Here is a 25,499-nt window from a genome sequence, read left to right as displayed (position 1 = left end):
CCGCGGTCGTCGAACCTGTGCTCATGGGCACGGACACCATCAACCGGCGAGTCCTGACGGATGACGGGCTGAGGCTGTTCGTCAAGCAGTACCGCTCCATGGACGACCTGGACGCGGCGCGCAACGCATGGGACATGTCGGAGTACTGCCGGGCCGCCAAGCTCCCCGTTCCACGCGTGTGGGCTGATATTAACGACAACCTGGTCACCATCGCGGGAGGCAGCGCTTGGGCGGTGGTCGACGAGGCTCCCGGCCGGGTGTCCACGTCTGCGATGACAGTCCCACTCGCCGAACACATCGGCGTCGTCATGGGGCGCATGCACCGTGCGCTCGCCGCGTATCCGTTGCCCAAGCGTGTGCAACAGACCCGCTGGCGTGGCGAGCCCGTCGAGGACGCTGTGGCGAGGTGCGACACAGTGATGGCCAGAGCCACGCGACAAGGCCACGACCGCCTTGACCAACTGCGTGATGATCTCGACCAGCGGCGGACGAACCTGCGCACGCATGCCGCCAGGCTGAGAGAGCGTCTGCCCGAGACCCTCGGCGAGCAGGCGCTGCATGCGGACCTCTCCCGCACCAACCTGATCACGCTCGGCGAAGCAGTCACCGGTGTCATCGACTTCCGCTGCGCCAGCGCGATGCCGGCCTGGGAGCTGGGGCGAGTGGCGTTCGACCCGCGCACCGTCGCGACCAGCACCGAGTGGGCAGCCTGCGCCCTGGCCATGGCCAGGGCCTACCGCTCGGAGCACCCCAGCCTCCCGATCCGGGAGGTGCGGGCCTGCGCCCGGATCGCGCTGCTGTACATGCTGTTCAGCGTCTACGGCGCCACCACCGCCGAATACGACCTGCCGCGGGAGGCGGAGGCGGATCTGCAACGGCACTGGCGCGAGCGCCAGATCGCCATCGGCCGACTGCTCAGTGACCTTGAAGGCGTTGAAGACGAGTTCGCGGGCATCGGAGCGAGCGGAGGCGCGACGTGACTATCCAGCAGCTTCCAACTGGGTTGAGCGAACTGGCTGATGAGCGACAGCCTCAACCACGCATGGCATACAGGGGGACGTCTTGGCGTATCAAACCGTGATCGGTCTGCACCTGGCACTTATCCCAAAGCAGCGTGAGCTGCCTGGATTCCAAAGGACTTTCCTGGCCCGGCATGGCGTTTCGGCGGAGGGCCTGAGTCGATGACGACCATTCCGAAGCCCACTGCGGCTGCCACGCCGACCGACGAGGCAGAGACGCCGGACGAGGAACTGAAGTTCGTCATCCCCGGCGACCGCCGCATCGAGGCCGCCAACGCGATCACGACCCGTTCGATGGCCCGGCGTCTGCCCCAGCTGATCCGCCGCTCGCTGGCCCTGGGCTGGCAGGTCGACCGTGCAGCGGTCATCGCGCTGCTCGCCGTCCAACTCCTCTCCGGGGTGTTGGAAGCGTTCGGCCTGATGGCCACCACCGGGGTGATCAAGCCTCTGATCGCCTCTCAGCACATCAGCGGCGACCAGCTCCGCTCCGCCGTGCCTTCCCTTGTCGTCCTGTCCGGCGCCATCGGTCTCCGTGCCCTGTTGGGTATCGCCTCCACCGCGCTGTCGGCCCGGTTGGCCCCGCGTATCGCCCGGGAGGCCGAACTCAAGCTTCTCCACGCGGCGACCAAGGCGGAACTGGCCGCGTACGACAACCCCGGATACAACGACCGCTGGGACGCGGCCGACCGCGGGGTGGAGGTCTCCAGGGACCTTCTCACCCAAGCTCAGTACATCCTCGCCGCGTCGGCATCGCTGATCGCCTCCGCGTGCGTCCTGACCGCCGTGCACCCGATCCTTCTGCCTCTGCTCGTCCTGGCGGCCCTGCCGAAGGGCCTGGCCAGCGTCCGCGCAGCGCGCATCAGCTACATCGCCTCGCTCGCCACGTCGAAGGACCGGCGACTACTGGGCATGCTGCGCTGGTACATGGTCGACAAGCAGACCGCGGACCAGGTCCGCTCCGGCACCATGGCGCCGTTCCTGCTCGACAAGTACCGCACGGCCGGCGCACGGATCGACAGGACCACGGACCAGGCCACCTGGCGCTCCGCCAGGATCTCCCTGGTCGGCGGGGCCACGGGAGGCCTCGCCCACGCGGTGGCATGGGTGGCCCTCGCGCTGCTGGTGTCTGCCGGACAGATCTCCGTCGCTGCCCTCGGCACCGCGTTCCTCGCGCTGGGGCGTGTCAGCGCGGGACTGGACGGGATCGTCGGCTACGGAGCACAACTCTTCCGTACGGGTATGTACTTGGACGACTGGGCGGACTTCATCGACGAGGCCGGCGGACACCGCATCGACCGGGGCTCCCATGCGCCGGCCGCCCCCGCCGTCGTACGCGCGGAGAACATCACCTTCCAGTACCCGAGCGCCGACCGTCCCGCCCTTGACGACGTCTCCTTGGAGGTCCGGCGTGGCGAAGTCGTCGCACTCGTGGGCGAGAACGGCTCCGGCAAGACCACTCTCAGCAAGATCCTCTCGGCCCTGTACCTGCCCGACCAAGGAGCCGTCGCCTGGGACGGCACCGACACCAGGCACCTGGACGCGCACGCTACCTGGGCGCGTGTCGCCGTCGTGCCGCAGTCCTACGCGGCCTGGCCTCTCTCGGCGCGGGAGAACATCACTCTCGGTCAGACCACCGAGGAGGGAGACGCCGCCGTGCTCGCCGCGGCGCAGGCCGCGGGTGCCGACGAGGTCGTCGACGGGCTGCGCAGCGGGCTGAACACCCTGCTGGCCAAGGAATGGTGGGGCGGCCAGGAACTGTCCGGCGGACAGTGGCAGAGGATCGCGCTCGCCCGAGCGTTCCACCGGCCGGCCGGACTGCTCGTCCTGGACGAACCGACCGCGGCTCTCGACCCGAGGGCCGAGCACCGCATCTTCACCGGACTACGCCGCCTTGCCGTCGACCGCGCGGTCGTCCTGGTCACTCACCGGCTCACCAATGTGACCATCGCCGATCGCATTGTTGTCCTGGACCAGGGCCGTGTCATCCAGCACGGCACCCCGGAGCAACTGCTGGCCCAGCGGGACGGCCTGTTCCGAGAGTTGTGGGATCTGCAGAACGAGCGCACCGGGCAGGTCCCTGCCCAGGCCGACTCGGACGAAAACGTCGCGTCGAACCAGTCCGTCCTGTTCTGAACAGGCGGTACGGATGGGAGGTTCCACGAGATCGGATTGGCCGACGGCAGGCGTGTACGTCTTCGAGGCCCCAGCGTCGTGGTGCCTTTGGCGGCCGGGCTGTGAAAACAGTTGCGGTGAACTGTTCACTGCGTTTTGCTGGAGGTATGGCGCAGCCCATCTCTCCCCAAGCCTTGGTACGCCAGCGACTGTTCAGGGATATGAGCGTGGAGGAGCTCGCTGAGGCGGTCGGTGTTACGTCACGCGCCGTGCGCCACTGGGAGACGGGAGCACGGGCCGTCGGTGATCGGGCTTTCGGACGGCTGCTGGAGGTGTTGCGCTGCGATGCACAGAAGTTGACGGACCGTGAGCCCGGCACCGAGACCCTTGCGGACCTGCGCCGCGACGCGGGCATCAGCACGGAAGAGGCCGCCTCAGCCCTGCGGCGCAAGCGGGGCGCGCAGGGTCTGCATCTCAACGCTGAGAAGATCCGGGACCTGGAACGCGGCAGACACGTACGCGGCTGGATGTGGCGCTCTCCCGAAACTCTGGGGCAGGTGGCGCGCATGCTGGCCCAGGTCTACGGGGTTCCCGTCCGGGTGGTGGTGGACGCCTGGCTCCGCAGCCGCCCGGAGGACCCCCTCCCGGTACTCCCCGAGCGGCAGCCGCGACGGCCATCCGAAGAGTCGATGACCGCCTGGCAGGCACTCAACGACCGGCAGCGCACCTACCTGGCCTGCATCTTCCAGCAGGACCAGGAGGCCGAGGCGGAGCAGCGGCAGAACCGCTACGTGGGAGCGCGGCGCCAGCCAGCAGCCGAGTGGCGGCGCATGACACTTGCCCTCTCCGTCCCGTCCGACGTCGTCGGCTACACCCGCATTCAGGAGCGGCTGCGCCAGGCCGGGGTGCATGATCCGGGAGCCGGATCTTCCGTGGCCGCCCTGGAGCGACGCGGCCTGATCCGCGTGTACCGGGACCGGGTACATCTCGACGGACTGGGGGACGTGCCCCGCACCAGGGTTGAGATGACCCGGCGTGGCAGAGCGGTGACCCGCACGGCGCTGGGTGTCTCCCGCGAAGCAGGACCACCCGCGCCGCTTCTGTCGCCGTGGTTGTGGAAGATCATGGTCCGTGTCGCGCGCGCCGGGGCGCAGGGAGTGGACGGCAGTCTTGCCGGACGTGGACCGCACTACCTTGCGGTGGGGCAGAGCCCTGACGGGCGTACCCCGAGTAGGGGCTTCATCGTCCTTCGACACCCTGACGGAGTGACCCACGGGCCGTACCGGTGGCTTCTCACCGACTCAGGCCGGCGCCATATCACTGACCACCTCGACGCCTACCGTGCTCTGTATCCCGGCATCGACACCCAGGGGTTCGAAGACGTATTCGATTAGGGCCTTCGGGGGGAGGCCACTGTCAGTGCCCTGTCGTAGGGTTCCGGCTCGTGATGCAAGCTGACGACACGACAGGCATTCAGCAGACGCATGCCCTGCTGGAAATCGTCAAGGCGTTCGCCGTGTGTGAGCACGCGATCGCCAGTGAAGAACTGGACGGCCCGAAGCGTCTGGACCGGCTCATCGAGGCCCACGGGATCCTGATGGCGGCGTGCGGCCCCGGGCATCTGATCCGCTTCGAGGAGCTGCTGGGACGGCTCACCGGTGACCGGGCAGGCTCCCTGGAGGGGCTGCTGCCGGACTGGATCGACACCCGGGCTCTCGCCGGCGTGCGGCTGATGGACAGCGAGGGAGTCGCCACCGAGGACGGGTTCGACTTCCGGCACGAAGCCCAGCGCGTCATGCGGGCCGCCCAGAAGGTCGGCAAGTTCAGCGGGCAGGTGACGAAACCCAAGCTGGATGACGAGTACAGCCAGGAAGCCGTCTTCAGTGCGATCAAAGGCCCCTTCTACGAGAGGCACCGCACCACGCTGGTGGAGAACCCAACGGTCCCGAAGGGAAGTCTCCCCGACCTCAAGCTGCCGTCCCGGGCGAACGACTTCTACAAGCCGATCTCCCAATACGCGCAGTACAACGGTTGGTGGTGGCCTTGTCCTGCCTGCAAGTGGCCGATGAAGGTGGCAGCTACCCGCTCCGGTGCACGCATCCAGGGCAGGGTGCGGTGTCTGTACCCCTGGCACGAGGAGACCGGCGCTTCCTACGAGTTCGTCGTGACCGCTCGGAAGAAGTCGGCACCCACCCTGAGCCCGACGTTTGGGTGCAGAGTCCCGTCCGGACGTTTTGCTGCCCTGTGGACCGGGGCCGTTCCGCAGCTGCCGGAGGCTCAGCCGGTTGAGGAGTACGTGGCGTTGGTGCGGCCGGTGTGGCGCTACACCGTCGTCCCTGGCCTCCCTGAGCTGGCTCTTCACCGGGCTGTCTCAGCAGGCATGGAGGGCACGGCTTGGACGTCACACCTGTGGCCCAACGGGGACCAGTGCGATCACTGGATCACCCACTCTGACAGCGAGAAGCCGGCGTTCCCCGCCGACTTCAAGGACTACACGTGGGTGAACCACCTGGTCAGCAAGCTCCACATGGACGGTGGCGACCGAGGAGGAGCGGAGTACCTGGTCGTGCCTGACCACCGCCAGGAGCAGGTGGCCCAGCTCGACATGGTGTGCCGCATGTACGGGATGAAGGCGGCGATGACCGCCACCGACTACGTCGAGATGGTCATCACGGGAGTCAAGGAGGGCCGGGCGTGAGCGGGGAGATGACGGGCCGGGAAGCCGGCCTGGCGGGGGCACTCGCACTGGCGGCGCACTACTTTCCGCGCAAGGACGACGAGGGCCGGGTGCTGGCCGGCTTCGAAGAGGCTTCCTTCTTCGCCCACCGCAAGCCTCGGGCGTGGTCGGAATGGGCGAGTCTGCCGGTGGCCGAGAGGAACGTCATCCGTCAGGTGATGGTCCTGATGTCGCCGGAGTGGACGGACCCGAAGAAGCTTAAGGCGGCGGCCCTCGCGTTGCTCGGAGCCTTCGCTCCCGACGCCGACATGGCCGACAGGACAGGTGGTTCGCTGCGGCTGCCGACCAGGGAACCCGAAACGGCCGACGCCGTGATTCCCCGGGTGGGAGGGAACTGCCTCGACTATGCGCGGCGTGTTGTCGGCCCCTTCTTCACCTTCGGCAAGCGCCCCAAGGCGCAGGCGTTCGTCGGTCCCGGCACGCACAGGACGAGAACCGCCTACCTGGGCAAGGAGCACGGAACGACCAGCCGTGACATCCACATCCAGGAGACCCCCGGCTTCCTTGAAGCGCCCGGTCACGAGGCTCTGCCACAGGTGAGGACCCGTCCGCAGCGCAACCGTGTGGCACCGACGGTGAAGGAACTCCTGAAGGTCGCCAAGATCCTCAGCGGCCAGGACAAGAGCGTCGCCTACCTCCACAAGACCCTGAAGCGCTTCTTCAAGGGCATGAAGACCACCGACGGCGCGCTGACAGAACTCGACCTGACCTCGGGGGACCTCCAGGTCCTCAACGCCCCCACGGGAAGCGGCAAGACGGTCCTGGTGCGGGTGATGGCGTCCTGGGCGGCGCTCAACGACGTTCGGATCGCCCTCGCGGTCACCGACGTCCGAGCAACCCTCGACATGGCCTGGGACATCAACAACGACCTGGCCTACCTGCTCAGGGAGAGACATCTCCCCGAGCCCGTTCACTGCACTCCGCTGATGTCGCCGACGAGCATGCACCGCCGGGCCATGGACTACGCCGCCCTCAGCCCCTCCACCCAGATCGACCAGTGGGATCGTCGTGCCAGGACCGACATCGGGCTCCTGTCGGCCGGCTGCGCGCAGCGGGCCCTCATGGATCCACCGAACCTGTACCCGTATGGCGAGGAGAACTGCACGTCGCTGACCTCCGCCGCCACCGGATCCACCCGGCACACCTGTTCCTTCGCCCCTGTGTGCGGCAAGTTCCAGCAGTTCTACCAGGCCGCCGACGCGGCCGTGGTCGTCACCAACCACGCGAACCTGCTGGAAGGCCGGACCCGCATCGGCGTCGTACTGGACGGGCAGGAGTTCCGCGGCAAGGCACGCGGTACGAGGGGCATGAGCGTGCTTGAGATGACGCTGCGGGCCTGCGACGTGATGCTGATCGACGAGATCGACGCCTTCCAGACGGCTGCCGTCAGCCGCTGCACCTCGGAGATCACCCTGGCGTCCCGGAAACGGACGACCGCGCTTCGGGAGATCGACCAGGACGCCAAGAACCTTCCCATCGTCCACGAGATGGACCTGGTCTCGCCGGTCAGCCACGCCCGGCTGATGGCCGAGATGCTGCTGCTGTGGCTCTGCTCCGGCAGCGGGTTGAAGCTGAACCCGGGCAACGAGACGGACAACCCCGACGGCGCCAGCCGCGACAACACCGGCTGGCGCCTGGCCCGCTCCCGGGACCGCGAAATCCTCCAGCTCCTCTTCCCCGACCAGACGGCCGGCGAGGACATCCCCCCGGAGCTCTTCGCCCTTCTCGAAGAGGTCATGCCCGCCCACTGGCATGAGTCCGATTTGTACGAGGAGACCGAACTCCCCGAGGGAGCCGACTGGGAGGCCGTCCAGACAGCCCTGACAGTGCTTACCGCCCAGCGGGGCCAAGACCATCTCACCGATACGCGCGAGGAGATGCGCAAGCTCCTGGCAGCCATCGTGCCGGATGCGTACAAGCGGTCAGCGGTGGTGAACCTACTGGTCACTCGTACTGTGCTCCGGGAACTCGACGCTGCGCTGGACAGTTTGCGCGAGCGGGCACAGACCCTGCGTTACCTGGACCTCGGGTCAGTCCGCAAGATCCTCGAAACCATGCGCAGCAGTACGGTCGCCACCCTCTATCCCCTGGCGATGCTGGGTCGGTCCATCCACGGCTACCAGGTGAAGGGAATGGACAACAAGGAGAAGGAGGCGGAACTCCTCTCCCGTTCCTTCGGTGGTGACCCGCACACCTTCGTCTCCGAACTCGGCGGCCTCACCGCCCTGCTGACGGCCGGAGTGCAGCGACCGGTCATGGGCCTGTCCGCGACCGCCTACCTTCCTCAGGCCGTACAGGAGCACATCCATGCCCCCGTGCGCTGGTGGCTGCCCGACACCCGCCCCGAGTCCATCGTCACCGTTCCAACCCCGGTTCGAGGCGGCAACGGCGATGCCGTGAGGATCGGAGGACTCCCGCCCGAACTGAAACCCAACGCTCTGCGCGACCTCGGCAGGGGCCTGTACGAGCAGCAACTCGCCAAGCGCCTCGCCCGCCTGGAGAAGCAGGAACCGGAACGAGCCCGCGTCATCCTCGCCGTCAACTCCTATGAGCAGGCCGCCTACCTCGCCTCGGGGGTGGCACAGGCCGACGGCCTGAACCACCGGGTCTGCCTGCTGGTGAAGAAACCGGAGAAGCAGAACTACGAGGAGCATCTCCCCGCCCACGTGGACAGGATGGTCCGGGAGGAGCTGAAGGAGTTCCCCGACCGCGGTGAGATCCTGATCGCCCCGCTCGCAGTCATCGGGCGAGGCCTGAACATCGTGGTCGGTACCCGCTCGGCGGTCCGCGACATCTACCTGTGTGTCCGTCCCGTCCTCAGCATCGAGGACACCGACTGGATGCACGCGAGCGTCAACGCCGCCGGAGTCAACACTCTTCCCGTAGACGGTAGTGATGAGCCCCTTCCCGTCCTGCGGAAAGCCAGCGAAGCCTCGTGGAAGCAGCTCTCCAAGATCCTTCGCTCGCCGGCCCGGTTCTCCAACATGGACCACGACCTCCGCAAGGAACTCGTGGCAGGCATGCTCGTCCTGCTCATCCAACTCGCCGGCCGGGCCCGCCGCGGCGAGACCGACATGACCCTCCACATCGTGGACCACTCCATCCACGACAAGAAGTTCAGTTCGGACCTGGCCACGATCATCAAACAGATCTACGCCGACTGGAATCCGGAGCAGCGCGAGATCATGAACGAGCTCTACGGTCAAGCGCTTCAGGCATTCCTGACCTACGCGGGTCTCGACCGCGACATGATTTGAACCATCCACTGCCAGTCTCCGTCTTTTCGAGACGGAGTTGCGACCACTTCCCTCTGCCCGGGGAGAGAAACCAGAAAGACGAGGTAACGCCCAATGGGGCGAAGCAGCAACCAGCGGGATCTCACCGCACGCACCACCTCGATCAGGTGCACCAGGGAACTCCTGCACGGCATGACCGCCATGGTCTGGAACTTCGGGGACTACCACTCGCCTACACGCAAGGCGTGGAGGGATCTGAGGGGTACGGCCGCGCAGAACAGCAAATGGATCAAGAACGAACAGGAATCAGACCCGTTCCTCGTTCCGTACTCCATCGCCGTCACCGTTCTCCAGCAGATCACTGACGGTTATGTCTACCTGGACAAGCACCTGGCGTTCATGGTGACGCTCAACCCCGTGAAGCCCGAAGTCCTCAGGGATGTCTTCGCCTACCTGGAAGGAATCGTCCGCAAGGTGCCTGTGGACGAGATCCCTTTAAGGGACGTCCCCGACCTGGCCAAGCGCATCGCGGACACCACTCCCCAACGCCTGAGCCTCGCCGACAACATCCTGCCGAAGGACGACGGCAAGCCCGCCAGCCCCGACAGCTGGGCCTACGAGGCGGTGAGGTGGCACATCGCTAAGGAGCTGGCTTCCGTGTCGTTCCAGGACCGGGAGATGGAGCCGGTCCTTGAGGAGTACGAGGGCAAGAACGGGGAGACCAAGCACAGGACCGTCGACTGGCAGCCCTCAGGAAACGTCGCATCGTTGGACTACCGGCCTGTCAGCAACGGTGACCTGATCGCCTGGGACAACCCCATCGGTCAGGTCTTCGCCGGTCTTGCCCATCCGGTGGACCTCGGTGATGCGGTCAAGGCCCGGCCTGAGAACCCCACCCGGGCGCAGGTCCAGTACGCGCTGTCCCGCCTGTCGGTCAAGATGGCCACCTACACGGCCGAGCCCAACCCCGTCCTGAACCTGAACGCGCACATCCGGCGTGTCAACAACACCGTGATCCACTCCAGCACCGTCCTGGTGGACCAGGGGAAGGACCGGCCGCTGCTCTCCCTGTCGTTGGACGGGCGTGGCCTGCGTCAGACGAACAGGCACGCGTTGGAGATCCTGGCGAAGATGGACGCCGACAGGACCTCGCTCAACGCCATCGAGGAACGCGTCACCCACGAGCGAGGCCTGCTCAACGTCCGGGACGAGAACGGCAAAAGGATCGACATCCTGACGCCACCGCCCGGAACGATCCGGCCCACGATGCCGAAGACGGACTCCTTCGCCGTCGGCACCGGCGCCGGCACCCACCACCTGGCGCTGCTCCAGGAGCACATCGGTCGTGCTCTTGGTGACAAGGTGTCCGCCCTTGAGCTGAAGTCGAAGGGGAACATCTTCGGCAAGCGAGCCCATGAGCCGGCCACCTCCGCTGAGGGCAGGGACAAGACGCGGAAGAAGGAGAACGGCGAGTACGTCGATCTCGTCGGCAAGCCCTCGCCCGAGAGCATCCGTCGCTCAATCGAGACGGCCGGGTACAAGACCCTGCGCATCCTGTGCCTGTGGTACCGGGACGAGACCCGGATGCGGATGATCCACGGCCTGGCCCACCCCTACGGGCTCGACCCGGACGAACTCGACCCCATCGACGGTGAATCCGTCCCCCTCGCGCCTGGCATCGAGGCCGTCTTCTGCAACGCCGAGGAGCTTCTGGCACACGGCCCCGCTACCCAGCGGGCCTCGGACACAGAAAAGATCACCAGCCGGTTCGCGGAGGCCGGCGTTCTTCTTGCCGCCTGGTGCGAGACCGAAATCCCCGTGCGAGGCGAAGAGCACGAGGGAATGAAGCCTGCCGACGTGAAGAAGGCTCTTGAGGAAAGCGACGCCAAGCACCAGGTCGTGCGCGAACTGGCCAAGGCCACGGTGCCGTCCCAGTTCCTCATCGGCCGTGTGTACGACCCCTTCACCAAGACGTTCAGCATCGTCAAGAGGCCCAAGAAGGCCTTTGAGGACCATCGCGTCTACATGGGTTTGCTGGATCTCTACCGGTCGTGCGGAGTCGTGGACGACCGCTTCGAACGAGCCCTTTACCCTGACGACGACCCCTACCCGCTGACCCGCATGGCGTTCGTCGGTATCCACATCCGCAAGCAGGCCACCGATCGCAGGTTCAAGGGAGAGCCAAAGAGGATCATCTGCGCCAGCGCGATCATCCCCTCCCGGAAACCTGGTGGCCCCTGGCGCATGCTCGGCTGGAGCAACATCCACCCGGAGTGGGAGCACTACGCGTTGGCGCAGAGCAACTTCCACGCCGCCAACTACCCTCTTCACACGGAGGACGGGGACAGCGATTTCCAGCGCTGGGCACAGGCCGGCGAAGACGTCCAAGCGGCTCTCAAGGACCTTCACGACGAACTCGACGGACTCCCGTATGCCCTGATGATCGACGGCCACGCATGCCGCCGTGTATGGCCTGGCCTCCAGAACAAGAAGCAGGGCCTCAGCAAGGACACCGACGACCCCCGCTTGTGGCTTCCCGGAACCGGGCTTCCTCTTTCCTGGAACCCCGTCAGCATCCTTCGGATGAACTGCATGCAGGCAGAGATGCCGCGACTGGTCTCCGTCACCGAGAAACAGAAGAACGGCAAGACCGTCACCCTCAAGACCTCAAGCGACCTGTATTACCCGGAAGACCGGCCCGAAGGCCACCCCTGGTTCCTGTTCACCGTGCCCCGCAACTACGGCAAGAAGCGCCACGGACAGTGGAAGACCCGCTGGCGTGCCGACCCGGGCAAGGCGTCGAAGAACGCCGATGAGCGCCGGGAGAACGAGCTGAACTCGCCGTGGTACAGCATGACCACGCGCGAGATCACCCCCATGTACACGCGGGAAGGGTACGACCGGGAAATCCTGGCCGTCGCCGCGGCCCGGCTCAGCCACCAGGCCATCTCCTGGTCAGACCGGACTCGATACCCCGCTCCGCTCCACGCGGCGCTCCAGATGGACCTCGGCCACCCCCAGTACCGACGCTCGGCGCCGAAGGACCCCGAGAGCGTCGAGATTTTGAACGCAGCCAACGGCATCGACGCGTAGACCCTGAGCACCAACCCGCAGCCGCCCGTGTCCCGCATCGGGGCACGGGCGGCCCCGTGCAGGGGCGCCGGAAAGAGTGACGGATGCTACCCTCGCAGCGCTCACAGCTCCTGTGCGGGGATGCTCGTCCAACACGCGCGAAGTGATTCCTCCAACTCGGCGGCCAGAGCGAACGGTTAGTCGTCGATCGCGGCGATGCTACGGATCCCCGCGACGGCGTTGGTCGCGAAAGCGTGTGAGAAGTCGGGCAAGTCGCCTCGACGGACAGGGGCCGAGTCGACGGCGAAGCCGTGACGGGGCGGGGCGGCCTGCAGCAGGCACATGGTTACGCCGGGCAGTGCGTCGGCCCGGGGCCAGCGGATCCTGCCTGCGCCGGCCAGCACGCCGTCCGGTCCGTACCCTCCCGGGGACTTTCGCGCGGTCAGGCAGCAGTACTCGCGGTCTTCGGCCGGGCGAGGTTCACCAGGCCCATGGCCCGGTCGATCGTGATCTCGATGACCACGCGCTCCGGGTCCGGAGCCGGCGTCCGCCCGTACCGGTCCGCGTAGCGGGCCACGGCGTAGGCGACAGCTGCCGCGTCGGTCAGGACTTCGGCCGTGCCTTCCAGGGTGGCCCAGCGGCCCCCATCGACCTGACAGACGGCTGCGCGGGCTTCGCCGGGGCGGGACGCCTGAATGTTGGCGACCTTCCTGCTTGATTTGCGTGTGATAACGCGGGCGACTCCCGCGTCGACATCAAGGGTCACGCCGACGGGCACTACATGCGGACTTCCGTCGGAGCGAAGCGTGGTGAGGGTGCACAAGTGGTACTCATTCCAGAACGCTGAGTACTCAGGGATCTGGCTGAATATTTCGCTAGGCATGCCCGTGAGCGTAACGCGGGCTACTGGACGGATTGGCGCAGAAGTGACCTCTTCCACACACCTGCCCGCAAGCCCACGCCTCGGTGAGATGCGCACTTTTTGACTGAATGCCCGCGTTATGCTCCCGCTGAATATCTCAAAAACATAACGGAAGCGTGTGTCGGTCGGGTCGGCATGACCAAAATGACCGCAAGTGAATCAGCAGTTCAGCGCCATGATCGGGAATCGGGAATGGTCGATTTGATGAGTTTTGCCAGAGATGGCGAAGTCTTCCTGTCGTGCCTTGAGGCGTAGCTTTTCGGCCTTGATCTCATGCGGGCCTGACGTAGGGTCCAAGACTGTTCCCACAGGGCTTCGCTCGTTCGCTTGACCGTTCGCGCTAGCGATTTCACGAGTTCGGAGAGGCTCTTGCGTGTCCTCGCGGCTCGTTCGCCGAGGTCGGCGTGCACCGTGTGCGGTGCACCTCTCGGTGCTTGCGATCACCTCCATGAGCGCCGTTTGGGGACCCGACATCGTTGACCCGTGGTGGCTGGCGCCCGGCTCGCAGCGAGAGCCCCGATCGGCCGGTACGAAGGGATTGCTCAATGTCTCCGGGAGACAGTCGTCGCGTTGCTGCGGAATCCACAGTTCCCGCGCAGGAGAAGGTAAGCCGCCGGCGGTTGGGGCGGTGGCGTACAGCTGAGAGGCGGACCGTGGAGCGCGACCTCCACCGCCGACTGCGGCAGGAACTGCGCAACCTCGGCATCCACCCACCTCTGGACGTAGAGGAACTGGCCAAGGCGCTCGGCGAGAGGCGCGGACGCCCGATAGTCCTGCGGCCCTTCCCGCTGGAGAAGCCGGGGCCCTCGGGGCTGTGGATCGATACGCCGCAGATGGACGTGATCCTCTACCAGCAGGAGACGACCCGGCTGCACCAGCGGCAGATCATCCTCCACGAGATCCTCCACATCCTCGTCGCCGAGTGGGAAGAGGACCGGGCCGAGGAGGCGCCCGAGGAATCCCCGGACGACTTCGTCGAGGGTTGGGCGACCCTCATTCCCGTACTCGATCCCAAACTGATCCGGCGGGTCGCCCGCCGCTGCTCCTATGAGGACGAAGAGGAGTGCTCGGTCGAGCTCGCAGCCACGATCATCCTCGAGTGGTCCTCAGTGCTCGACGAACTCCCTCCGCTGTCGGAAGACCCTGAGGTACGGCGTGTTCAGTCCGCTTTGGGTGACCGGCGAGGGTGGCTGTAGTCCGTGAGCGAGATACTCCTGCTGGTCATCGCGGCCGCCGTCGTGTGGAGGCTCTACCTGTGGTCCCGGGCCCCGCATGACGCTCCCACGAGGTCGGTCGCCCTCTGCCTGCTGAGTGCGGGGCTGTCGTACCCCGTGGCCATGCCGGGCGGCACAACCGGCATCGACACCGTGGCCGGGCACGGCACGGCGAAGCTGGTGCAGAACGTCCTTCTCCTGCTGACCGTCTACTTCCTGATGTGCTTCTACCTGTACTCGGCCGACGGGTCGGCGGCGCGACGACGTGCGCGGTGGGAAGCCGTCGTCGTGTCTGTGGTCGCTGTGGCGATCATCCTGGCGGCCGTGACCGTGCCGCACGAGGACTTCGCCGGCTCGTTCAGCACGGCGGACATGACGATCCCGCAGATCGCCTTCTTCTACGCCGGCGCGGGTCTGTACCTGATGTACGCGCTCGGCGCTGCCGGACGGTGGACCGTCCGTTATGCCCGCATGTCGAGCAGGCCGCACGCCACCGGGCTGTGGATGACCGCGATCGGTCTCGGCGCCATGGCGGTGGCCTGCGCCGTCCGCGCGGTCTTCGTCGCCGTCCGATGGAGCGGCGGAACCGTTCCGGACCGACTCATGGCTGGCGTGGCGTTCTGGCTCGTCGTGTCGATCCTGCTCTTCGTCGCGGGTGTCACCTATTCGGCGACCCGCTCCAGGATCACGGCCACCCGGCTGTGGCTACGGCGTCGCCGCGATCACCGTCGGCTGAGCCCTCTGTGGCAACTGCTGGCCGAGGTCTACCCGGAGAACGAACTGCGCCCCGCCTCCCGAGGGCTGTGGGACCGGTGGCGGGCGCGCGGCGTGCACCGTCGCTACCACCGACGGATAGTGGAATGCCGGGACGGTCTGGTCGACATCAGCCCCTACCTGGTCGACGAGAACGGCGACGCCGACCTGCTCCGCCTGGAGCCGGTGGAACTCGCGAGCAGACTGCGGCAGGCCGCCGACATGATCCGGCAGAGCTCCCCGGCGCCGGGACAGGCAGTGCCGCTCGCGGTGCCGAAGGAGGACGACCGGGAGGCGGACGTCCGTCAGCTGATCGCGGTGTCGGAAGCACTCCGGCTGACCGCGTGACCAGGGAAGAACGAGGGAGACGTAACGAGATGCTGATCACCGCCAGCCGGGTCCTGACCGGCTCCGGGACGTACCTGGAGGACGGCGCCGTCCTCGTCGAAGGCGACTCGATCGCCGCAGTCGGGCGGCGCGCAGAACTTGCCGACCGCGTCGGCGCGGATGGGAAGCACCTGGCGTTTCCCGACGCGACGCTGCTGCCTGGACTGATCGACGCCCACGTCCATCTCGCGTTCGACGGCGGCGGCGACCCGGTGGCCACACTCGACGAGTCAAGCGACGAGAAGTTGCTGGAGGACATGCGCCGGCGCGCGGAGCAACTCCTGTCCAGCGGGGTGACGACGGTTCGAGACCTGGGAGACCGTCACGGTCTGGCGCTCCGCTTGGATGAAGAGATCAGCCAGGGCGGCACTTCCGGCCCGCGTATCGTGGCCGCGGGCACACCGGCCACTCCTCCTGGAGGGCACTGCCACTTCCTGGGCGGCGAGGTCTCAGGCGTGGACCAGGTCCGCGACCTCGTACGGCGCAACATCGCGGCGGGCGCCGACGTGATCAAGGCGATGGTCACCGGAGGAGGCCTGACCAAGGACGGACCGAAGAGCTGGCAGAGCCAGTTCACCCCGGAGGAACTCCAGGCCCTGGTCGACGAGGCCCACCAGGCCGGCGTGCCGGTGGCCGCCCACGCGCACGGTACGGACGGCATCACCGCGGCCGTCGAAGCAGGCGTCGACACGATCGAGCACTGCACCTGGATGACCGCCGACGGCTTTGACCTGCGCCAGGACGTCCTAAAGCAGATCATCGATCGGGACATCGCGGTCTGTCCGGCCGTCAGCCCTCACTGGGAGATGCTGCCCCGCTTCTTCGGGGAGGAGCGGGCGGAGGCCATGTTCGATCTCGTACGGCAGATGGCGGAGGCCGGCGCCAAGCTCATCGCGGGCACCGACGCAGGCGTCCAGCGCGCCGGGTTCGACGGCCTGGTCCCCGCCCTTTCCTTCTACGCGCACCTTGGCCTGTCGAACAGCAGGATCCTCGACATGGCGACCGCCGACGCGGCCGGTGCACTCGGGCTGGGCGAGACGACGGGCCGGATCGCTCCGAGGTTCCGCGCGGACCTGCTGGTGATCGACGGAGACCCTCTAGAAGACCTCAGTGCGCTGAAGAAGGTCCGGGCCGTGGTCGCCGCCGGCCGCCTCCTCGAGCCGGGCAGCACGGCAGAACAGCAGTAGCAACAGTGCCTGTTCGCAGTCCGTGAGCTGCGGACAGGTGCTACTCGTTCGCGCCCGTTTCCTTCTCCTCCAGTTCCGCCACCAGTTCGTTGACGAGTGCCATCGCCTTCGGCGACAGGCCCTGCGCGCCCAGGCCACGAGCCTTGACCCGGCCCACGGCCCCCTTCTTGGCGGCTGCCAGCAGTTGGAGGCCCTCATAGACCTGAGCGGCCACGGCGTCGTCGGGCTTGAAGTACATCCTCGAGACACCGATGACGTCGGCAAGCGCGTCCAGAACCTCAGGGGCAGCGGTCTCAGCCACGCCTGTACGGAGATGCCGGAAGCCCTCCTCGGTGAGGATCTGCTCCCCGGCGCTGGTGTTCACCGCGCTCGCCATCTCCGCATCGGACGGCGGTCCTGGAGGACTGGGATACGAGCTGTTCAGCAGCAGCGTGATCTTCTCGGTCAGCGATCCGGGAGCAGCGCCAGCGGCTGGGGCCCTCTCTGCCTTCGACGGCGCGGATCCCTCGACCGGCAAACCCTGCGCCTTGGCGATCGACCGGTCTTCCGCTCGCCGCAGTTCGACCTCGCTGACGCCATATGCCGCAGCCAGAGCCGGGACGTACTTGTCCTTGAGCCGCCGCTCTCCGCGCTCGGCGCCTGCCACTGGCCCGGCGCTCTTGGTTCCGATCAGCGCGGCCGTCTCGTACTGGTAGTAGCCGCCATCGCACCGCAGATCAGTCAGATCGGGCGGCCCGGACCGCGGGAACAGATCATCTACATCGTGGCCGACAGCACGCGCCAGTGCAGGCAGCTTCTCAGGGTCCGGAGTCTGGGCACCGTTTTCCCAGCTGGCGACCGCCGAGTCGGATACGCCCAGCACTTCGCCCACGGCAGCTTGGGAGATCTCGGCGGCTCGCCGCACCGTACGTAGACGGCTCCGGTCGAAGTGACGAGCAGACATCAAACCCTCGTTTTTTGTGCAAGCTGGAGATCGTCCAGTGTGTTGACTTTTTCTTCAGGCGGGAATAGCTTCAGCTTAGCGAAGAACGGGCACGGTTTGCACCCCTGCTCGATCTTCGTGTTCGCGCCCTGTCGAGGCTCTCGGGCTGGGGGAGGGAGCGAGGGGAGTGCAACCGTGACGTCCTGTGCGTGAAGCGCTCTCAGTGGAAATCGGCGCCGGCGAGATTGTCTCTCGGGCGTCGGAAAGTGCGCGGCCTCGCCCCGGAAGGGGGCGGAGCCGTACTTCGGTCACTCGATGCCCTTGAACGGTACGCGCGAGTGGCTGTCGCGTGAGGAGTGTCGTATGTCTCTGCTTCGCCGAACGGTCGTCGGTAAAGCCGTCCGACTCGAATGCGCGGTGCCTGCAGAGATTCCGTCGACGCTGATCCTCATGCTCTGCAGCAGCTTAGAAAGTAGGCGCGGGTGTGGAGTCCCGTCGAGGACTGTGTCCTGACGCCCACCAACCCAGCGATATATGTCGAGTTGGCGTCGAAGCGGGGCAGTACCCGCTGTCAGCTGGAGTGTTGACCGCCGTCTGCATATGTTGCTGCTCCCTCGGCGGAACAGCCGAACCCGAGCCTCTCAAGGGAGAAACGCGAAAACCCCATCCAACGTCAAGTCCGCGGTTTTCAGAGGGAAATGACGCGGCGCCCAGGAGTAAGCAGCTCCCGGGCGCCAAGTCCGCCACCCCTGAGGGCGCGGATTCATAACCGGGGCGAGTCGGCTGACCTTTTCGACGAGAACGGCCGTCCCACCCCACCTACGAGTGAGGAATTCTCGCATGCCCGCGTCCCGAAGCGGAAGGGCGCTCGCCGCCCAGCCCGCCAAGGCCGTTGAAGCCGCTGACGGCACCCGCCAGCACCGCCTGGCTGTCCTCTTGACGGACATGGTGCGGGGCGCCCGCATCATCCGCGTCTCGCAGCATCAGCCCAGCCAGACCTGGCCGAGCCCCTACACCCGCGCGTACGACGAGCGGGGGCAGCCCATACCCCTCAACCGGGCCCAGCGCACGGCCGCCGCCCGCTGGGTGATCCGAGCCTTCCCCGAGGCCAACTGGGACGAGGCGCACGACCTCGATCTCGCCACTGGGACCTTGCGTCCCACGGCCGGGACCCGCGCTCATTCGGACGGGGGCCGCTGACCCGTGGCCCGGATCCGAACGATCAAGCCCGAAGCCTTCGCGTCGGAGTCGCTCGCCGCGGTCTCCCTTGCCGCGGAGCGGACCTTCTTCGGCCTCCTCACCCAGGCCGACGACCACGGTCGCTTCCGCGACCAGCCCGCCGTGATCTCCGGACTGCTGTGGTCGCTGCGCCCCGAGCACGGCCCCGTGGACGTCGAGGACGACCTGACCCAGCTCGCCGCCGCCCACCTGATCTGCCGCTACGAAGGCGATGACGGCAAGCGGTACCTGCACATCGTCACCTGGCGCCAGCACCAGAAGGTCAACCGGCCCAGCGGCGTCCGCTTCCCCGCCTGCCCGCACCACGACTTCGAGCGGCCCACGCCGGACGCACCACGACCTCACGGAGACGGCACTGAGTCCTCCATGAAGACTCACGGAGGGCTCAGTGAGGACTCACGCACCCCGCACGAGCTCCCCGCGCATCACAAAACCGCAGCTCAGAGCACGCCCCGTGAGCCCTCACGGAGCCTTCATGGAGGACTCAGTGAGCCCTCCACGAGTCCTCACGGTCCGGATCTAGGACCTAGGAACTTGGATCTAGGAACTACTTCTCCTTCAGGGGGCGCAGGCGCCCCCGCACCGGAGACCGTCTCGACCCAGCAGCTCATGGCCGAGTACGCGGCTGCCTGTGCCCACCGCCCGCCCAACGGCGTACTCGGTCACCTCGGCCGGGAGACCGCCAAGCTCCTCGCGGAGGGCATCGACCCCGACCACATCCGGGCCGGGCTGGCCCGTCACCGGGCGAAGGGGCTGCACCCGAGCACCCTGCCGAGCCTGGTCCACGAGGCCATGAACGCCACCCCCGCCGGTTTGGTGCGGACGGAATCGCGGCCTAACGTGCCCGCTCACCGGGCCTGGGCCAACCCCACCGACCCTGCCGCCGCCTACGCCGAGGAGCTGTGATGCGCGACCGTGACGCCCAGCCCATCGGCGGCATCGCCCGCCGCCTGGCGGGCATCCTCACCGCCCGGGGCATCGACCCAGCCGTTCAACTCACCGACCCCGTCGAGCCGATTCCCGCCCTCCAGGCGGCACAGGCCCGCATCCCGGCCCGCTACCAGGCCGCCGTCGCCGACCACCCGGCGGTCGCCGCCTGGGTCCGCGCGATCGCCGAAGCCGGCCGTCCCGGACCCGAGGGAGCGCCGGGCATCGCGCAGGGCCGCTCACTGCTGATCGTCGGCACCACCGGCACGGGCAAGACCCACCAGGCGTACGGCGCGATCCGCTCGCTGCTCATCACCGGGGTCCGGCTGCGCTGGAAGGCGACCACGGCCGCCGACCTGTACGCCGAACTGCGACCCCGTCCTGGACACGACGGCGAGCGGGAGCTGATGGACCTCGCCCGCTGCCCGCTGCTGATCATCGACGACCTCGGCGCGGCCAAGAACAGCGAGTGGACCGAGGAGATCACGATGCGGCTGATCAACCGCCGCTACAACGAGATGCTCCCGACGCTCATCACCACCAACCTCGGCATGGCCGACCTGCGTCAGCACATCGGCGACCGGGTCGCCTCCCGGCTGACCGAGATGAGCGACAAGGTCATCCTCGACGGCCCCGACCGCAGACGAGCCCTCGCAGCCGAGTGGCGCCGCATCGCCGCCGCCTGATCCCCGCTGCGACCAGCTGCCGCCGCTTCCGCCTCCTTCACGCACCAACCCCTGGGACGCGCCTGCCCAAAAACGCGCCCGGGGCGACCGGAGACCCCCACATGCACAGCACCGAGAACCAGACCCCGCGCACCCTCGGCGACCTCACCTGGCACGACAGCGCCGCCTGCCGCTCGACGACCCACCACCAGGTCGATCCGGAGATCTTCTTCCCCGAGCCGGACGAGATGGACCGCATCCGCGCCGCCAAGGCCCTGTGCGCGCAGTGCCCCGTCCGCGCCACCTGCCTCGACGCCGCCCTCGAAAACGGGGATCGCGATGGCATCCGGGGCGGCATGACCGAAGAGGAACGCGACCCCCTGCACCGCAGGCTCCACCGCCGCTTCGACTACGCCCGAGTGAACGAGGTGTTGGCCGGCCGCGACATCCACCTCACCCAGGCCGAGCGCGACGCCGTCGTCATAGCCGCCTACCACGCCAAGGTGCCGGCCGAGCGCCTTGCCTGGCTGCTCAAGATCAGCGAGGAGCACGCCGAGAAGCTCTACCGCCGCACCCGCCGGAAGATCCGCAACCGCGCCGTCGACGAGAAGAAGAAGGCCGACAAGGGGACGAAGAAGCCCAAGAGCCCCACTAAGGAGCTCAAGACACCCGCAGCTGAGACCCCCGCACGCGACGACCTCGGGACGGCCGCGTGAGCCACAGCGCACCGACACCGGCTCAGATCACCGGCTGGGACCGAGCCGCGATCGTCGCCCTCGGCGGCGCAGGCTGCGCGCTCTCGTACGACGCCCTGCAGCAGATGGCCACCGCCATCCACGTCCGCGGCCCTCTCACCTTCGTCTTTCCCCTGGTGATCGACGGCTTCATCGCCTACGGAGTACGCGCCCTCCTGGTCCTGCGCACCGCCTCCTTCGCCGCCCGCCTGTACGTGTGGACGCTGTTCGGCACGGCGACGGCCGCCAGCATCTGGGCCAACGCCCTGCACGCTGTACGCCTCAACCAGCAGCATCCCGAAGGCGGCGGACTCCGACTCGGCGACGTCACCGTTGGAGCCCTGTCCACCCTGGCCCCGCTCGCTCTGGCCGGAGCCGTCCACCTCTACATCCTCATCGCCCGCCGGGTCACCGAAACCGGTCACCACGGACACCCGGACACCCTCGCCGTCCGCACCGACCGGATCACCGCTGACCGGCCGGAGACTTCGCGGACGGCGGACGGACACCGGCCGGCTACCTCCGGACACTCGGCCGCCCTCTCCGGTCCAGAGAGCAGCCGCCCGGCGGTCACTTCCGGCCCGGACATACCGCGAGCGGCTGACCGGGAGGAGCTGTCCGGACACCCGGAGAGCGTCCCGGAGTCAGAGCCCGCGCACGGCGGAGATACCGCTGACCTGGGCGGACAGCCGGTCAGCAGACCTGTCCCGGTCACCCGCCTGCGGCTGGCCCCCGCGTCGGTCACCGAGCCGGAGACCCGTCCAGACAACGCCTCTGAGACCTCGGACAACGGCCGTCCGGACACCGCCCCGTCAGCGGACACCCTCCTGCCAATCGCTCGCCAGGCGGTCGCCGACGCGGGCAAGGTCACCCGCGAGGTCGTCGCGGACGCCATCCGCGGACAGGGCAAAACGCTGGCCAATGACCGGCTGACCGCCCTGATGCGACAACTCCGCGCCGAAACCGGCCAGGACCCGGCCAGCAAGACCGGCTGACCGAACGGCCCGGACAGGCGGGCGGTTACCGGCAACCGCCGAGCCGCCCGCCCGCACCCCACCAACTCCCGTTCACGCACCGGAGACACACAATGCGCACCACACCGGCCACCCCCGCCGAAGCCGACGCCTGGATCACCGTCCTCCGACGGTACGGACACCTGCACCGCGCCGAACCCGGCCCGGATGGCACCTGGACCGTGCAGCGAACCCCCGCCAGCACGCCCCGCACCCTGCACCACCCGGTCCTCGCCCTCGACTTCGTCGCCGAGGTCCTCCGCGACATGCGCGGTACGAAGGCCCAGACGCTCTGATGACACGCTCCGAGTCGGCCGACACCACCTCCGGCCTGCAGCAAGACCACTGCCCGGCACGTGGCCGAGCAAGCTGTAGCTTCCGAAACTCCTCCGCTGCCACGGACCGCGGAGGAGTTTCGGAAGCGCATGCCCCCGCCCCAGGAGGGGCGGGGGAGGCCCGGCACCAGGGGGTGCCGGACTCGGAGGCTGCGACCGAGGGCGGAGCGCAGCCAGGGGAGGAACCGAACCCGCCAGCCACGCCGCATACGCGCCCCCGCCTGCGCCAGAGCGTGCACCGCGACCAAGTCCGCAGCGTCCGCCTGACTTCCGACGAACTCGAGCTGGTGAAGCGCGCCGCGGAAGCTGTCGGCCTGAAGACTGCCGGGTTCCTTGCAGATGCGGCGGTCGCGGTCGCCCAGGTCCAAGGAGGTCCCCAGCCCTGGCTGTTGGACCAGCGCGGCCGGGTCGAAGAACTGATGGCCGCCAGCGCACAGCTCGCCCGCGTCGGCAACAACCTCAACCAGGTGGCCCGCATCCTCAACTCCGGCGGCCAGGCGGCCTACGCGGACGACGTGGTCGCCCGGGTCCTGCGCGCGGCGGACCGGGTCGAGGCCGCCGCGATCGAGATTGCGCGGCGCTGACGGTGGTCCCCGACATCTCCACGGGCAGCCGGACGTACGGACTGCTCAACTATCTCTACGGTCCCGGCCGTCGGGACGAGCACACCGACCCGCACCTCGTCGCGTCCTGGATACCAGGGCTCGCCCCCGACCCCGGACGTGATCCGGCCGCCACACTCAAGCAGCTCACCGACCGGCTCGACCTACCCGTGCTTGCCCTCCCGAAGAATCGGCGTCCGGCCCGGCACGTGTGGCACTGCCCCGTCCGCACGGCGCCCGGCGACCGTCACCTCACCGACGCGGAATGGGCCGAGGTCGCCCGCCGCATCGTCCACGCCACCGGTATCGCCGAGGACGGTGACGCCAAGGCCTGCCGGTGGATCGCCGTACGCCATGCTGACGATCACATCCACCTCGTCGCCACTCTCGTCCGCGAAGACGGCCGCCGCCCCCGCCGCCACGAGGACGGTATTCGTGCCCAGGCCGAATGCCGAAAGATCGAAGCCGAGTTCGGCCTTCAGATCCTCAACGGCGGCGACCGCACCGCCGCCCAGCGCCCCACCAGCGCCGAACGCTCCAAGGCCGAGCGATCCGGCCGTACCGAGACACCCCGCGAGACGCTGCGGGAAAGCGTCCGTCACGCCCTGGCCGGTGCCGCCAGCGAGGAGGAGTTCTTCCACCGCCTCGCCGAGGCCGGCCTCCGGGTCGAACAGCGCATCGCCCCGTCCGGCGACACCCTCGGATACAAGGTCGCCCTCCCCGGCGACCGCAACCGCGACGGCGAACCCATCTGGTTCTCCGGCTCGAAACTCGCCCCGGACCTCTCCCTCCCCAGGATCCGCCAGCGCCTCGACGCCGGACGATCCGACGACGAACCCGTCACCGACAATGCCGGTGAACGAGCACCTCGCCCGGCCCGCGCTCGACGCCAGGCGGCCCCGGTCGCCGAACGGGCGGCATCGATCCTCGACGGAAACGACGACGAGGACTCCGCCGCCCAACTGGCCGGCGTCGGCGAACTCCTCGACGCACTCGCCCAGACCGCCCCGGCCTCGACCCGCAAGGAACTCGACGAGGCCGCTCGCCACTTCGAACGCGCCACCCGCTCACACATCCGCGCCGAGCGAGCCGACAACCGAGCCATCCGCTCCGCCGCCCGCGGCATCATCCGCGCCGGCAACGCCCTCGGCAAAGGCGAGGACGGCGGCACCACCGCGATGCTCCTGTCCACGATGGTCCTCGTCACCATCGCCGCCGTGCGCTGGCACTCCGCCCGCGGCCACGCCCAGCAAGCAGCCGCCGCCCAACGGGCCGCACAACACCTGCGCAGCGCCTACCGATCAGCTGCCGCTGCCCCCATGCACGCGATGCGCGAGCACGGCCGTAGCCTCCCCGAACCCGTACGAGAGCGGTATGCCGGCACCCTCGAAGCAGCCCTGCCCGAGCAGGCCGACTCCGTACGCCGCGAGCCCGGCTGGGACGCCCTCGCCGCCACCCTGGACCAGGTCGAGCGCGCTGGACACGACCCCGATGCCCTGCTCCAGCAGGCCATCGAATGGCGCGAACTGGACACCGCGGACAGCGTCACCGCCGTCCTCGTCTGGCGACTGCGACGCATCGGCGAACTTCCCGCCACCATGGACCCGCCCCGTGCCCGTACGAACGCGCGGGCCGCGCAATCACGCTCCCACCCGTCCCCGCCGCAGGCGTCCGAGACGACCGCTGAGACCCGCCATGTCGCCCCTCGCTCCCGGGGGCCGAGGCGCTGAGCAGTACAAAGAGCTGGACATCGATCACCAGTGCCTGTTAGGGCTGGTTGATATGGAGAAGGAGACGATGCAGATCCTCGACGAAGGCCTCCGCCCTCAGAGAACCGTTCTGCCGGAGACGGCCCCCGGCGACGACCCCCTGCTGCGGCTCCAGCAGGAGATGCAACTCGGCGACGGCAACATCGGTCTCCGCGCCACAACCCATCCCGAGGAAGTCGTCATCACCGGGATCCCCGTGATGTGCCCGCAGTGCGGCGCCCGGCGCGACTGGATGGTGATCTGCGACCGCAACGAGATCAGCATCCGCTGCCGCTGCGCACACCAGTGGGTCGAGCGCGAACTGACCCGCGCGGACTACGAGGCGATGATCGACGTCGGAGGCCAGAACTACCCGAGCTTGGAGGCTGCGGCCCACGCAGCGGGCTACGACGGCACGCTCGCCGGCGTCTATCTGACCGAGCGCAGGCCCGAATATGGCCTGCGGCCAAGCGCCGTAGACGCTGCCCGGTGGCGCATGCAGTCAGGCTCATGAGGTTCCCCGAGAACGACCAGCTCTCGCTTAACCCGCCTTTGATCACAACCGTAGACAGCCCCTAGCTGTATTGACCCGCGGGGTTGTTGACGCGGGTGATGGGTGGCTGGCCGCCGAGGGCGGTGTGGCACCGGTGGTGGTTGTAGGTGTGCAGGAAGTCT

General features: G+C 67.9%; 20 protein-coding genes and 1 pseudogene. 18 read left to right on the top strand and 3 right to left on the bottom strand.

Going from position 1 to position 25,499, the window contains the following annotated elements:
* Window positions 1–23: 23 nt before the first annotated feature.
* The 6 genes from ACWGDB_RS27130 to ACWGDB_RS27105 all read left to right on the top strand — a co-directional run bounded on the left by ACWGDB_RS27130 (window position 24) and on the right by ACWGDB_RS27105 (window position 12,197).
* Window positions 24–980 carry a phosphotransferase enzyme family protein gene (locus ACWGDB_RS27130; protein WP_453824807.1) on the top strand — a complete coding sequence of 319 codons (957 nt, stop codon included), beginning with the start codon at window positions 24–26 and terminating at the stop codon, window positions 978–980.
* A gap of 201 nt (window positions 981–1,181) precedes the next feature.
* Window positions 1,182–3,152, top strand: a complete 1,971-nt coding sequence (locus tag ACWGDB_RS27125; RefSeq protein WP_453824806.1) for an ATP-binding cassette domain-containing protein — start codon at window positions 1,182–1,184, stop codon at window positions 3,150–3,152.
* 146 nt (window positions 3,153–3,298) lie between these two features.
* On the top strand, window positions 3,299–4,525 hold the full coding sequence (locus ACWGDB_RS27120) for an XRE family transcriptional regulator (protein ID WP_453824805.1): 1,227 nt from the start codon (window positions 3,299–3,301) through the stop codon (window positions 4,523–4,525).
* A gap of 53 nt (window positions 4,526–4,578) precedes the next feature.
* Window positions 4,579–5,829 (top strand): restriction endonuclease-related protein, encoded by a 1,251-nt coding sequence (locus ACWGDB_RS27115; RefSeq protein WP_453824895.1) that lies wholly within the window; start codon window positions 4,579–4,581, stop codon window positions 5,827–5,829.
* Window positions 5,826–9,125 carry a hypothetical protein gene (locus tag ACWGDB_RS27110; protein WP_453824804.1) on the top strand — a complete coding sequence of 1,100 codons (3,300 nt, stop codon included), beginning with the start codon at window positions 5,826–5,828 and terminating at the stop codon, window positions 9,123–9,125. The genes ACWGDB_RS27115 and ACWGDB_RS27110 overlap by 4 nt, the downstream gene beginning before the upstream one ends.
* Before the next feature lie 93 nt (window positions 9,126–9,218).
* Window positions 9,219–12,197, top strand: coding sequence for an RNaseH domain-containing protein (locus ACWGDB_RS27105; RefSeq protein WP_453824803.1), 2,979 nt, complete (start codon window positions 9,219–9,221; stop codon window positions 12,195–12,197).
* 421 nt (window positions 12,198–12,618) lie between these two features.
* Here the strand turns inward: ACWGDB_RS27105 and ACWGDB_RS27100 are convergent, their stop codons facing one another.
* Window positions 12,619–13,059 carry a pyridoxamine 5'-phosphate oxidase family protein gene (locus ACWGDB_RS27100; protein WP_453824802.1) on the bottom strand — a complete coding sequence of 147 codons (441 nt, stop codon included), beginning with the start codon at window positions 13,057–13,059 and terminating at the stop codon, window positions 12,619–12,621.
* Window positions 13,060–13,751: 692 nt separating this feature from the next.
* Between ACWGDB_RS27100 and ACWGDB_RS27095 the strand changes: the two genes are divergently transcribed.
* Genes ACWGDB_RS27095 through ACWGDB_RS27085 form a run of 3 tightly spaced genes read left to right on the top strand, consistent with a single transcriptional unit; the run spans window position 13,752 to window position 16,639 of the window.
* Window positions 13,752–14,294: a hypothetical protein gene (locus ACWGDB_RS27095; RefSeq protein WP_453824801.1), complete on the top strand. Its 543-nt coding sequence runs from the start codon at window positions 13,752–13,754 to the stop codon at window positions 14,292–14,294.
* Between the two features lie 3 nt (window positions 14,295–14,297).
* Entirely contained in the window at window positions 14,298–15,413 is a 1,116-nt protein-coding gene (locus tag ACWGDB_RS27090; RefSeq protein ID WP_453824800.1) for an MAB_1171c family putative transporter, read from the top strand.
* 29 nt (window positions 15,414–15,442) lie between these two features.
* Entirely contained in the window at window positions 15,443–16,639 is a 1,197-nt protein-coding gene (locus ACWGDB_RS27085) for an amidohydrolase family protein (RefSeq protein WP_453824799.1), read from the top strand.
* A gap of 40 nt (window positions 16,640–16,679) precedes the next feature.
* Here the strand turns inward: ACWGDB_RS27085 and ACWGDB_RS27080 are convergent, their stop codons facing one another.
* Entirely contained in the window at window positions 16,680–17,582 is a 903-nt protein-coding gene (locus ACWGDB_RS27080; RefSeq protein ID WP_453824798.1) for a helix-turn-helix transcriptional regulator, read from the bottom strand.
* A gap of 819 nt (window positions 17,583–18,401) precedes the next feature.
* On the opposite strand from ACWGDB_RS27080, the gene ACWGDB_RS27075 reads away from it, so the two are divergent.
* From ACWGDB_RS27075 to ACWGDB_RS27035, 9 genes are all read left to right on the top strand, one after another.
* On the top strand, window positions 18,402–18,761 hold the full coding sequence (locus ACWGDB_RS27075; protein WP_453824797.1) for a hypothetical protein: 360 nt from the start codon (window positions 18,402–18,404) through the stop codon (window positions 18,759–18,761).
* Window positions 18,762–18,764: 3 nt separating this feature from the next.
* Window positions 18,765–19,706: a hypothetical protein gene (locus ACWGDB_RS27070; protein ID WP_453824796.1), complete on the top strand. Its 942-nt coding sequence runs from the start codon at window positions 18,765–18,767 to the stop codon at window positions 19,704–19,706.
* Window positions 19,706–20,413, top strand: coding sequence for an ATP-binding protein (locus ACWGDB_RS27065; protein ID WP_453824795.1), 708 nt, complete (start codon window positions 19,706–19,708; stop codon window positions 20,411–20,413). The genes ACWGDB_RS27070 and ACWGDB_RS27065 overlap by 1 nt, the downstream gene beginning before the upstream one ends.
* Window positions 20,414–20,514: 101 nt before the next feature.
* Entirely contained in the window at window positions 20,515–21,108 is a 594-nt protein-coding gene (locus tag ACWGDB_RS27060; RefSeq protein ID WP_453824794.1) for a WhiB family transcriptional regulator, read from the top strand.
* A complete protein-coding gene (locus ACWGDB_RS27055) occupies window positions 21,105–22,121 on the top strand; it encodes a DUF2637 domain-containing protein (protein WP_453824793.1) in 1,017 nt (338 codons plus the stop codon). The genes ACWGDB_RS27060 and ACWGDB_RS27055 overlap by 4 nt, the downstream gene beginning before the upstream one ends.
* Before the next feature lie 92 nt (window positions 22,122–22,213).
* Complete coding sequence (locus ACWGDB_RS27050) at window positions 22,214–22,435, top strand: hypothetical protein (protein WP_453824792.1); 222 nt, start codon at window positions 22,214–22,216, stop codon at window positions 22,433–22,435.
* 272 nt (window positions 22,436–22,707) lie between these two features.
* On the top strand, window positions 22,708–23,058 hold the full coding sequence (locus ACWGDB_RS27045; RefSeq protein WP_453824791.1) for a plasmid mobilization protein: 351 nt from the start codon (window positions 22,708–22,710) through the stop codon (window positions 23,056–23,058).
* A gap of 2 nt (window positions 23,059–23,060) precedes the next feature.
* Window positions 23,061–24,806: a relaxase/mobilization nuclease domain-containing protein gene (locus tag ACWGDB_RS27040; protein WP_453824790.1), complete on the top strand. Its 1,746-nt coding sequence runs from the start codon at window positions 23,061–23,063 to the stop codon at window positions 24,804–24,806.
* Between the two features lie 67 nt (window positions 24,807–24,873).
* Window positions 24,874–25,338, top strand: a complete 465-nt coding sequence (locus tag ACWGDB_RS27035) for a hypothetical protein (protein ID WP_453824789.1) — start codon at window positions 24,874–24,876, stop codon at window positions 25,336–25,338.
* A 61-nt stretch (window positions 25,339–25,399) separates the two neighbouring features.
* Here the strand turns inward: ACWGDB_RS27035 and ACWGDB_RS27030 are convergent.
* A pseudogene (locus ACWGDB_RS27030) lies at window positions 25,400–25,499 on the bottom strand (IS481 family transposase); the annotation flags it as partial.

The organism is Streptomyces sp. NPDC055013 (assembly GCF_053608645.1).
The sequence above is the reverse complement of the archived record's forward strand: the minus strand, read 5'-3'. Positions and strand labels throughout refer to the sequence as shown.